This is a genomic window from Rhizobium sp. L43, from assembly GCF_002531725.1.
GTDB lineage: Bacteria > Pseudomonadota > Alphaproteobacteria > Rhizobiales > Rhizobiaceae > Rhizobium.
This window is the reverse complement of the sequence record NZ_NWSQ01000017.1, coordinates 158,818-170,566: the sequence shown is the minus strand read 5'-3', so window position 1 is coordinate 170,566 and position 11,749 is coordinate 158,818. Positions and strand designations below refer to the sequence as shown.

The following is an 11,749-nucleotide window of genomic DNA, read 5'->3' as shown; positions in this document are numbered from 1 at the left end:
CGATGAACCGCCGTGTACGGAACCGTACGCACGGTGGTGTGGGAGGAGGGGCGCCGTAAGGCTCCCTCCTACCCGATTCCGGGCTACGTTCCGGGCAACGGCCAAGGACTCCGCCCATGTCTGCACGGCGTCGCCGACTGCGGCGCCCGGTCGCCGTGCTGTCGCTGCTCGAGGCTCCCGCCACCGCCCTGCGGTTGCCGGGGGGCGGAGCCATTGTGACACGTCGCGTCATCGCGATTGCTGCTCGCCAAGTCGGTTGAGCCACCGTAAGATCGCCTGGCAAGTGACCGCCGTAGACAGGTGAAACAGTTCGCGCACCCTTCACGGCTGATTCCGTTGAAATCTTCGTCATTTGCGCGGCTTCCCAAGCTGTTCGCGGCGCCACTGGTGGATCTCTTCAACCCGCCAGACGATCCGTTCATTCCGGAGCGACACTGGGACCGGCGGGAAGTTTCCGTCGCGGATCATCCGCCGCACGGAGACGGGGCTCGTAGCGGCCGAGTCTGTTGGTTCTTCTGTCATCTGCGGGGCTTTCCAAGCTGATCGCGGATCCATTGGTGGACGTCCGGGATCCACCAGACCTTTCGCCGCTTCGAGAACTCCACAGGATATGGGAAGCGTCCCTTGTCCAAGTAGCGGTACAGCGACCGCCGGGAGAGCGTGGTGATGCGGCACACCTCGCGCGCCGTATAGAAGCCGACAGGGTCATTGAATATCATGGCGGTAGCTCCACACACAGCATTGCCTCGGGTCCGGGACAAACTCCCGGCTCCGCTCGTCTCTGCTTCTGTTTCATGTATGAGAAGGACGCTAACACACCGACAATACTATGTCTACACACTAAATTAAAACCCATTAATCTAGCAGAGTCGGTGAGTGTGGTCAATAGATATTAGGAAATTGTCAACATTACCTTTGAATCCTGTAGTATTCTCCATCGGCGATCTATAGCGGCCTTGTGCGCTCGGAAGGACTTGAACTGGCACCAAAAAGGCTTGACGAAACCGCGAAAATAACATAATGCTTACAACATGAGCACGGTGGTGATTCAAGTGAGCGTAATGGTGAAACCGCATCTCTCGCCAGGGTGCCGGGTTGGCGTCCCATGAAGTCGCTCTCCCTACTCGCTGATAGAACTTAATCCTTCGTATAAAAGCAACGCTATCCCATGGCTCGAGTTCTTTGAAGTAATGCCCCTTGCATAGGATTCAAGGAGGGGAGCAGACCTGCGTGTGAGTGGTCTCTGAATCCTATCTAACGGCCTTCCATGGGGGGGCAAGTTTTGTAGTGCCGAAGGTTTGCCGCCGTGACGGGTGTGTTTGCCGAACGTCTCGCCGTCTACATGAGAAGGGCAAGCAACGTCCGAGCGATCTTCCCCGGAAAGAGCTTGGCCTGCGGGTACCTCTTTGAAAGAGGTGGCTGTCGGATCCAGCGGAGTCGGTCACTTGCGCCGGAATCTCCAAGTCCTTGCGAGGCATAGCTAAGGGGACGGCAATCGCAGCGGCGGATTGAGCTCTCACGTTGATGCGAGACAATAACCAAGAAAGGAACACAGCTTGAACTTTGAATGGATGGACAGCGAGACGGTGGAACGCCTTCTCGAAAGCATTCACATTGCGAACACGGGGGGGCCGGACCTAGCGGCCATCGCGGAAGCCCCGTTACTGGAGGGCTACCGGACGGCTGTCGGTCACGCGTTCGCACTGACGGGGATCGTCCATGGACATCCCCGCATCGACGACGGGCGGAAGATCGTCACGAGCCAGCTTTTCTATCTGGATGCGGATCGAGGCATCGCGCGAACGATGAACCGGTGGTACCGCCTGGGCGGCCGTGCCCGAAGCGGGGAGCACTGACATGAGGTTCGAGATTGGCCGTGCGCTCGCCCGGAAGCACTCCGGGGATCCTGGCACGTTCCTCGCGTCCTGCACTCTCGTGCGCGCCCTGAGAGCCGCCGGGCTTCGTTTCGGAGCCGCAGGATTCGTGATTTTCGTGGTCCCCAAGGGCTATCGTACGGAGGAATATGAAGAAGCAGCATTCGCAATCCTGAAAGCCAAGCGTGACTGGGTGGACCAGCAAACCAAGGTTCGCCTTGCCAATCCTCCCAGAAAGAAGGGTGTCCCCCATAGGCGCATATCGATATTCGGTCTCAACGGGCTGGAGGTATTGATCGCCAAGGACATCGGCGATGTGCCAAAGGACGTGCGCTTTGCAGCAACTGCCGTCATGCTGGTGGAGCGACCAACGCCGGGGCACATCAATGCGGCTCGTCGCCTTTCCCAGCGGGTGCCATTTTCTCAGGAGGTGGCTGCTCTGCTTGCAGAGAAGCCACAGAACGCGCTTCTAGCCGCTGTTCTCAAGCCAAACCTGATCGAAGGCAGAATCGATGAGGTCGATGATCTGTTCCGCGCCGAAACCGGCGGGCCAAGTCTCTTCGAACTGCCAGGATATGAGGAGCTGAAGCCATGGGCGAGACGGCTCTCCGCGGACGTCGCGCGTTGGAGGAGCGGCAAGCTGCCCTGGAGTCTTATAACTCGGGGCGCACTCATATCCGGCCCTCCCGGTACGGGAAAGACCATGTTTGCATCGGCACTCGCCAACGCTCTGGGGTTCAAGCTGATCTCGGCCACGGTGGGACGCTGGCAGGCGGAGGGCCATCTCGATGACACTCTGGCAGCGATGCAAAAAAGCTTCAGCGATGCCGATGACGGGCATGGTGCGGTCCTATTCATCGATGAATTCGACAGTATCGGAAGGAGATCCGCTTCCCCCGGTCACCGAAACGATCACTATTGGCTTGTGGTCATAACCACCTTTCTCGACCTGCTGACCAGATTGGGCGACGGCGTCGTGGTGATCGGGGCCACAAATCTTCCCGAGTGGATCGATCCAGCGATCCTGCGCGCCGGGCGCATCGAAAATCAGTTCGAGCTCACTCTCCCCGACCACAAGTCACGGACCGGGATACTTAAGCATCATACCGGCGAATCGATACCGCTCGAGTCCCTATCCGATATCGCCGAGGAGTTGGACGGGGCTTCGGGGGCTGACCTGGAAAAGCTGGTCCGCGATGCACGCGAGGCTGCGCGAAGCGAGGATCGAGACCTGGAACTGCGGGATCTCATCAACCGCCTGCCGGCGAGATTGCGGCACACGGCGGAACAGCAGCTCCGGCTTGCGGTCCACGAAGCCGGGCATGCACTGGTCTCGCTCGCGCTCGGACATGCCACGAGCGCGACCATCGAGATCAGGGACAGGTTTGACCCGAATGCAACGGAGTTTCTCGGGGGGCTGACCTCGTACACCCTGGTTCCGGACTATCTTCCGACGGAAACGAGTCTGCGCAACCGCATTGCGGTGAGTTACGCCGGAATGGCGGCCGAGGCGGCGGTGTTCGGTGATCGGTCACTGGGCTCGGGCGGCACGGTCGGCAGCGACGTCGAGCGTGCGACGTCCGTAGCTCGGCGGATGATTGGAAGCTATGGGCTCGGCAAGACGCCAATCTTTCTTGGCACTCCCAAAGACCTCGGGTACGGGCCGCTGCCCAAACACCAGGAGGCGGAAGTCTCGCAAATGCTGTCGGAGGAGTGGGAGCGGGTGCTCACGATGCTCACGGAGGAGCAAGAGCGTGTCCTTGAGCTGGCGGCTGAAGTCGTCACCAACCGGTCGGTGAGGATCGAGCACAGTGGAATAGCGGAGGCGGCCTAGGGGGTCCGGGACCATGCCGTTGCGTTGCCCGCCGGCAACGATGCCTACGGCGCCAGGGTGTCCATCCGGCGGCTGGACAGCGTGTCACTCGTTGACCAGATAAGGACTCGTTAGAAGCTCGGGGAGCTTCGCTTGCGAGCTGCATGGTGGTTGCAACGCTTGGCGGGAGGGAAACATGCCACACGGCGGAAGGGACGAAGCGGGCAAGGATGGCGACGCCAGCCAGGTTGGGGAGGGGAATGACCACGTTGAAACGCTCGCCGAAGCTCTGGCGAGAGCGGGATTCGAACCGGCCAAGGTCGGGCGCAAAACCGTGTCGCAAGGTAGACGCAGAGAACCTTTGAGGAGGAGCCCTTCCAAGGACCCAGGCAAGTAGGCTTTCCGGAATGCCGCCGATATGCCCCACGTAACCAGCACCCGCGTGGCAGCGACTTGAGTTATTGCTTGAAAGTTGGGGTGTCAGGACGAGCGTGTCTTGGCGAGGACCGTCCGGCCTCTTCAACGCGAACCTCCTAGGGTTGAAATCCATCATCTGATCCGTTGCTGCTTGGTCCCCCTCCGTCTAGGCTTATGCCCGACAAACAAACGAGATTCGACAGACCAAGGCAGGGCACATCTTGAAGGGAATCTTCGATACCAAGCGGGACTCCGGTTACGACGACGAGATCGCGTTCCGGTACCATTTTCCGAAACAGTACCGCGGCGTGGCGGACACCTTGGTAGGCGATAGGATCATCTATCGAGAGCCGCAACGGAATGGGGGGCGCCGGGCATACGTGGCCACCGCCAAGGTGATCGCCGTCAACGACGATGCCGCTCGGCCCGGCTACGCATACGCTGTCCTGGCAGAATATCAGGAGTTCGATGAACCCGTCCCCTTCGTCCACGAGGGGCGCTACTGGGAGGCAACCCTTCGCTCGATTCCGGATTCGACCCGTGTAGGCGCCTATCTTCAAGGGAAATCCATCCGCACAATTCCAGAGAGCGACTTTGCGGCTATTGTGCGTGCAGGCCTTTCTGAGACCTTGTCGGCCAACAACGCCATCCGGTTGGAACTCGATCCCAAGCACGTTGATGATCGCACACAAGAGCTGCTCGACCTCCCAATTGAGGAACAGGAACGTCGCATCGAGCACATCCTGATGAACCGCAAGATCCGGGAGGCCAGTTTTCGCAGGAAGGTCTGTGATTCCTACGACAGCCGTTGTGCGATCACAGGGTTGCGAATTGTGAATGGCGGCGGCAAGTCCGAGGCCCAGGCGGCGCATATATGGTCGGTCGCCGATGGTGGCCCGGATGTTGTTCAGAATGGCATCGCATTGTCGGCTACCGTGCACTGGCTGTTCGATAGGCATCTGATCTCGTTGACCGACGAATACAGGATCCTTGTTTCACACAACAAGGTGCCCTCGGAGTTGCGGACGCTATTTGCGAAGCAGATGGATCGCATACATCTGCCTGCGGATGAGCGGCTGTGGCCCCATCCGGCTTATTTGGCGCTGCATAGAGAGAAGTTCAGCGGGATTGCATAGGGCGCCAAGTTGGCTCCCCGCCGGAGGGCAGTTCTTGACAGCGAGCCTCCGCCACAACTCCGGAAGCGAACACGTATAAATTTAGTCCCGTCACACTAAATGCCATCGCAGAATGCAGTTTATCTTGATAGTGTGCCGCGAGAAGTTTGGGGGAATCATGCAGACTGCTATCGATCTCTATTCCGGCTGCGGCGGCATGTCGGCTGGTGCGGCCATTGCAATCCCCGATCTCGAAGTGAAATGGGCGCTCGACATTGACAAGAATGCGACTGCGACCTTCAAGCAGGCTCACCCCGAAGCGCTAGTCGATTGCTGCGATGTTTCGCTGGTGTCGGCGACCGACGTCATTGAGCGTGCGGGGATTGAGAAGATCGACTGGTTTTTCGCAGGCCCCACATGCCAGGCTGTCAGCACGATGGGGGTCTTCCACCTCGATGATCCCAGAAACGCGCTCTTCGTACATTTCATCCGCTTGCTGGACGGTTTCACGGCGGCTGGACGGCGCCCGCAGCGCGTTGTCATGGAAAACGTTCCGGGCGTCGTTTACGGCAAGAATCTTGTCATCGTGAAGGAGCTGCTCACGCTCTTCGAGGATCGCGGTTACCACGTTTTCGCCGACGTCGTAAATATGGCGGATTACGGTCTACCGCAGCTCCGCAACAGGTTTATTCTCATCGCGTCAGTGGATCCGATCCCCCCCACCTTTCCAAAGCCGACGCATGCTGTCGATGGTACTCACGGCCTACCCGCCTACGTTACGGTTTCGGAAGCTATCGGTGACCTGGTAGCTCCGGCAAGCAGCGACGGGAAGGCTTCCACCAAGATGCCGTCCGTGCCGACTGAGTTTCAATACTTCGTCGCGGATTCAGATGGTGAGGTTGCGAACCACTGGTGCAACGTTCTCAGCGACCTGAACCGCAAGCGGATTAGCAAGGTGCCGCAGGGCGGCTCCTGGAAAGACATCCCGCCGGAATTGCTGCCTGATCGTTTTCGCCGCGTGCGCCTGACCGACTACGCGACGCTCTATGGGCGGCTGCACGAGGCTTCGCCCGCCTACACCATTTCTGCCGGCTTCGGGAACGTCACCTCTGGCTGCTTCACGCATCCACTGTATGATAGACCGCTCTCCGTCAGAGAAGGCGCGCGCCTTCAGGGGTTTCCAGACAGCTTCGAATTCACCGGGCCGCGGGGCAAGCAATACAAGCAGGTTGGCAACGCTGTCCCGCCCTTCTTCATGACAAAGCTCATTCCGCATCTGCTTCATGGCGCCGAAGGTGTGAAGGCAAGGATTACCAAGGACGCACTGGCGGACGGCAAGAAACTGCCCAAGATGGTCAAGCGCTTCACGGGAAAGAAGAACGAATCCGAGCGCGCCCGAGACGGCTACGGCGCCGGAACTTACTGGCCCGTGGGCTGGGGGGAACCGATTGCGGCCGACGCTGTCGCCGCCAATGGCTATCGCTTGAGCGAGATGCCGCTGCGGTTTCGTCGGCGCGATGAATGGCGCGCCTCGCGCGACAAGTTCACCGATCAGGACCTCGTCGCCGTCTACGAGCAGCAGCAGCGCCGCGGCATCGTACCTGCGGGCATGGTTGCTCTGCCGCTGACGCGTGAAGGCGACGTCGATGCGATCGACAGGGCCATCGTCCAGCTTCTCGCCATCGTAGGTTCGAGAGCAGGAAGCATGGAGCTCGACGTTCCTGTGCGCTATCTAAGAGCGCGACTGAAGCTGCTGCATGACCAGCTATCAGAGCGGCGGGTTTCGAACCTCCCATCGCTGGCAATTCCGGAGGACGGCGCCGCTGTCCTGCTTGGCGGCAACAAGGGAACATTCCTTCTTGCCCGACTGACTTTCGAGGACACCGACATGTCGTCGGACGCATCGCTCAAGGCTCCGCACCTCGTACTTCATCCCGAGCCGCCGCGCGACAAGGGCCGAGGCAAGAATGGGGACGGCCATCTGCGTTACCGATAGGGAGCAGCTTCGGCTCAGGGTGCTCGGGGGAGGGGAAGATAGATTGGCGAATTTCGAGGCGGAATGCATCGAAAGGTATTTTCTGGCTCCGGGCAGCACGGGGCCGATAGCTAGCGTCTATGTCGCCGACGACGATCTTCTCGATATCTTCGGTGTCGACGATCTTGAGCAGGCTAGGAAGCGGCTCATCCAAACCCTTCCGCACATCGACATCCTCAAACAGCGCTTTTCCGGAGATGTGGCGCCGCGCAAGGGAAATGCACCGGATTATGTGAGGATCCTCGTGTTCCTCTGCTGGATGCAGACGACCAAGACAAGGCAGCCCGGGGATCGAGATTTCCGCGACGACCTTCTCGCGAAGCAGCTTAACGAGTACTTCACCGGGTTCCCGATGAACGGCCTCGATCTGATGTGGGAGCACCTGAGGGAGTTCCTCTGGCGGGAACACCGGATTGAACTTGTGTTGCCCGAGAACATTCCGAGCCACATTAGCCGGATCGGCCGCACGTTGCAGATGGCCTTTCCAACGTGGCGCCACAAGGTGGAACTGCGGAAGGCAAGGGATCTCGTTCCTCCGGAAAGACTTCTCGACCCCCTTACCGTCGCCAACAAGATCCAGACATCGAAGATGCGCGGCGATACGATGCAGTCGTTCGTGTACAACTTCGGAAAATTCGACGACGCGCGCAAACGCGGCGTGCGCGAATACATGGAAACGCCTTTCTGGCAGGCCTGGTACTCGATCGTGGCGGAACAGGCTGCGCTCGAAGACATCGAGGTCGCAGAGGGCGACTTCGGGGAGCACGAGCTTTTTAGGGTCTCGCCGCTCGGCGACCGGGTGGCTATCTCGACCCCAGAGCAGGCGCTCAAGTTCATTCCCAAGCCTCTTGGAAAGCTCGTTCGAAACGGGATCGTATTCCTCGAGAGCCTTGGCTTCGGCAGATACCTGGCAGGAACATCGCCATCCAACATCCTCCTGATGAAGAGTTCGAAGCTCTCGGAATGCGACCCCGACGCGATCCGGTCCGTTGCCGGACTGAACGCCGACTGGGTCGTGGCGACCTTCAGGAAGCAGGTCGGGGGCGGGAGCCAGGCGGCGGGCGTCCCGAGGGAATTCGGCTGGCGCGACGGCATCAGGGTTGGCGGCGCGTACCTTGGCCGAACGCCGCTCGCACCAGTGATCACAGGTCCGATGCCGGCGGCCATCCGTGTCGAGAAGAACGGCAAGCAGATCGACATGGTTCGCCGCGATGACGGCCTCTCATTCAAGGATGGGATCCATTCGGGAACGTTCGTCGCCCGCAGCAACCGGGAAAACCGCGAGATCCTGCTTGTCCCGCGCGCGAACGAGGTCGGCGAGCTCCGCCGACTTTCCTTCGACTTCTCAAGGGAGATCTCGGAGGACGAGTTCCACCATGAAACGGTGCCGTCGCTTGTTTCCACCGTCGAGGAGTGGAGCGGCAACCGCGTCCCACCCTGCGAAGAGCTGGTAACGATCGGCGAGGCGCTCTACGAACGGACGGCGCGGGGGCTTTCGTTCTCCGAAGCCATCGAGATCGTGCAGAGAGGCATGCCCGCGGACGACCGCCCCTCGGAATGGGATCTGGTCCGCTCCTTCTCCGATGCTGGCTGGCTGGAGATGACACTGCTGCGCCATTTCCCGGTGCGCCGGATACTTCAGAACCCGCTGATGGCCGAGCGCGTCGACCCGGATCTAGTCAGGATCAGCGGCCCGACTCCGATCGCGGTGCTCGAACGCCTCCATGCCGCAGCAGGCGCGGCCGGAGCCAAGGTCGAGACATGGCACGGGCCGTCGAAGTGGGCGCTGCCCCGGTATACGGTCAGGTGTGCCGACGAGCGCGTGCGCCGCGACTTCATCGAGAGGATGGCCATCTCTGAAAAGCCCACGCCGAAACTGGCGCTCGCCGAAGTGGGCGATCCCGACGGGGTGCACGGCTACCAGGTGATCGGCAGGCTTGACGAGAGACATGGCTTCTTCGCAGTCCGCTACGACAACAAGGTTGCCGACGGTCTCTACAGACTCGAAAGGAAGGAATCGCGCAACCCTTTCCTTTATCGGTCTGTCATCGACGGAAAGCCCGTGAAGACCTTCGTCTCCCCGTCTGTGGCGATCCTGGCGCATCAACTGCGGGGGCGCGGCCCGCTGTTCCTGCATCGCCATGGCATCCTGCAGGCGAAGCGCCCGCGCGTCCTCCTGCCTTCAAGCTGGGCGCGCTGGGTGTCCGACAGGGCGCTCTGCAACGCCGCTCCGGGACTTTCAGATGGGACTTGGCGGTATCAGTACGCCATCGGGGCCTCGTCGCTCGCCGCCGTGTCCCGTCTCGTTCCGGTCGAGGAGCACGCTGCAAAAGGCGGCACGGAATGGATCGACAGATTTCTCGCATCGGCCTCCAACCGGGGCCGTGCGATCCATGACAGCAAATCACGGTCGACGCGGATTGCCCGTGTCATGCCCGCAAAGAGATAGAAGATGTCAGTATCAGGCAAGACGGTCTACAGGGTGAGGCAGGTGGTGTCGCACGATGTCGCGATCATCGCCGAGGTGAAGGACGGAGAGACAAACGGCGGCAAGGTCAAGGAGACCCGCGACAGCCGGATCATCCTTGGCGGAGTTGACTCCTTCTGGCTGGTCGGAGGCGAGAAGAAGGAGGCGAAGTTTCTTCTTCCGAAGGAGGATGCCATCAGCCCGGCATTCTCGATGGGCGGCGTTTCAACGATGGCCGCCCGAATCCAGGGGAGTTCGATCTTCAAAGTTCCGAAGCTCGTCAACGAGAGCGCCGCCCCTGGAAAGTTCGACGCCGTCTCCTTTTCGGCGGCGACATGGCTCAAGGTCGGCTACATCCCCCCGGAGGGCAGCAACGACGAGACGCTTGCCGCGCTTTCTCAAGGCACGCTGCATATTCCGCTTGAAACCGCGGTTTCCGCAATCGAGGTGAGGCCGGGCCAGTGGCTGACATCGGGTTTCGATGCACTCCCATCCGGTCGGTACGGTCTGAATCGGGCGACGCTGCGATCAGTAGCGACGGTTGCGCTCGAAAACAGCCCCGAGATGATCAGGCTTCCGCACGGCCTTGTGGTGTTCGTCTCCCAGCCCAGATGGTCCGAGCCGAAGCACATCGATCTGCGGCCCGCGGACGAGATCTTCCAGTCTGTGGAGCGGTGGCTGTCCCGGTCGACGGCGGCGGTCAGTCTTCCGGGCGGCGCTGGTTCCATGGCTCCCGCAGAACTCCTCCGCCTGCTGGCCGACAGGGCCGTCAGCGACGAGGAGAAGGGCGATCTGGCCGCTGTCGCCGGCCTCCTGGCGATGCGCAGCGAGCTTGCCGACATCCTGCCCGAAATTCTCGGACGGGATCCGGCGTTCAGGGACATGCTCGCAAGGTTCGAGGAATCAGAGAAGGCGCGGCTGCGCGCGCAACTGGAAGGTCAGCTCCGCAGAGAGACGGAAGCCGGTAGCGCCCATCTGGCCTCGCTTCGGGGCGAAATCGCGGACGCGGAAGCCAAGCTTGCGACCTTCTCCCACCGGGAAACCCTCCTGAGGAACGAGACGGAGAAGCACGAGGAGACACTGCGCAGCAGGATTGCGAGCGCGGCCGAAGGCATCCGTGGCGATGCCGTCCGCGAGACCGCGAGCATTCGCGAAGAGGTCGCACGCCTGCGCGACGAGATGATCCAGATCGCCGCTGCTCCCGCCGCCCCGGTTCCAGTCGCGGCAGTCGCAGCCGAGCCAGTCGTGGAGCCAATTCCGGCAGCTCCTCCGTCGCCACTCGCTTCCGACGAGCAGAGGCAGAAGACAGTCCGCGAGCTGTCCGTCGCTACCGGCCTCACTCTCCCTGAACTCGCCGCCGTCATCGCGATGGGCGTCGATATCGTTCCCGTGCTGGTCGGAACCGACTCCGCGGCTGCAGCGGTCGACATCGCCACGGCCGTCGCCGGGGACGATGCCGCTATCGTCTTCTGCGACCCCACCAGGATCTCGCTCGCCGACCTCATCAACGATGAGCACTCAGGCCTCAGAGCCGCCATCGACAAGGCAAGCGCTCGCCCCGACGCGCTGGTCGCCGTGGCACTTTGCGGCATCACCAACGGCCCGTGCGAATATTGGCTGCCTCAGATCATCGAGATGAGAAGGGTCGGGCGGCTGCCGCGCAACCTTGCGCTGTTTGCCAGCGCGGGCGCGGATGGCGTTCGCGTTTCGGTTCCTGGCTCCGCGCTCCGACACCTGTTCCCCCTGACGGCAACGAAAGTGGCGCGCCCCGGTGCCGCGAAATTCGAAGGACTGTGGCCATCGGCCTCCGATCCGGAAAGGTTCCAGGAGGCGGTCGATTTCCTCATCGACGACGGCCTGGAGGGCGTTATCATGCAGAACGCCGCCAAGGCTCTCGCTCGCACCCCGGCGTGGACGAAGATCGCGGATCTGAAGGATGTCTTCCTCCGGCAGGCGAAGTGGCTTTCTGCCACCGCTGCAGGCGACGAGCACGAGCACAACAAATACTTCAAGGACATAGAGAGCTGA

General features: G+C 61.1%; 6 protein-coding genes. All 6 read left to right on the top strand.

The window, feature by feature from the left end:
- Positions 1 to 1,556: 1,556 nt before the first annotated feature.
- The 6 genes from CO667_RS22670 (at position 1,557) to CO667_RS22640 (ending at position 11,749) form a co-directional block, all read left to right on the top strand.
- Positions 1,557 to 1,856 carry a DUF6634 family protein gene (locus tag CO667_RS22670; RefSeq protein ID WP_097620504.1) on the top strand — a complete coding sequence of 100 codons (300 nt, stop codon included), beginning with the start codon at positions 1,557 to 1,559 and terminating at the stop codon, positions 1,854 to 1,856.
- 1 nt (position 1,857) lies between these two features.
- Positions 1,858 to 3,708, top strand: a complete 1,851-nt coding sequence (locus CO667_RS22665) for an AAA family ATPase (RefSeq protein ID WP_097620503.1) — start codon at positions 1,858 to 1,860, stop codon at positions 3,706 to 3,708.
- 617 nt (positions 3,709 to 4,325) lie between these two features.
- Positions 4,326 to 5,240, top strand: coding sequence for an HNH endonuclease (locus CO667_RS22655; RefSeq protein ID WP_097620501.1), 915 nt, complete (start codon positions 4,326 to 4,328; stop codon positions 5,238 to 5,240).
- Positions 5,241 to 5,397: 157 nt separating this feature from the next.
- Entirely contained in the window at positions 5,398 to 7,215 is a 1,818-nt protein-coding gene (locus CO667_RS22650) for a DNA cytosine methyltransferase (RefSeq protein ID WP_245433212.1), read from the top strand.
- A 43-nt stretch (positions 7,216 to 7,258) separates the two neighbouring features.
- Entirely contained in the window at positions 7,259 to 9,703 is a 2,445-nt protein-coding gene (locus tag CO667_RS22645; protein ID WP_245433209.1) for a hypothetical protein, read from the top strand.
- A gap of 3 nt (positions 9,704 to 9,706) precedes the next feature.
- Positions 9,707 to 11,749: a hypothetical protein gene (locus CO667_RS22640; RefSeq protein ID WP_143540741.1), complete on the top strand. Its 2,043-nt coding sequence runs from the start codon at positions 9,707 to 9,709 to the stop codon at positions 11,747 to 11,749.

Excerpts from the sequence above, each read along its gene's own strand:
- CO667_RS22665 (WP_097620503.1), top strand. The coding sequence starts at position 1,858 with ATGAGGTTCGAGATTGGCCGTGCGCTCGCCCGGAAGCACTCCGGGGAT.
- CO667_RS22640 (WP_143540741.1), top strand. The coding sequence starts at position 9,707 with ATGTCAGTATCAGGCAAGACGGTCTACAGGGTGAGGCAGGTGGTGTCG.
- CO667_RS22650 (WP_245433212.1), top strand. The coding sequence starts at position 5,398 with ATGCAGACTGCTATCGATCTCTATTCCGGCTGCGGCGGCATGTCGGCT.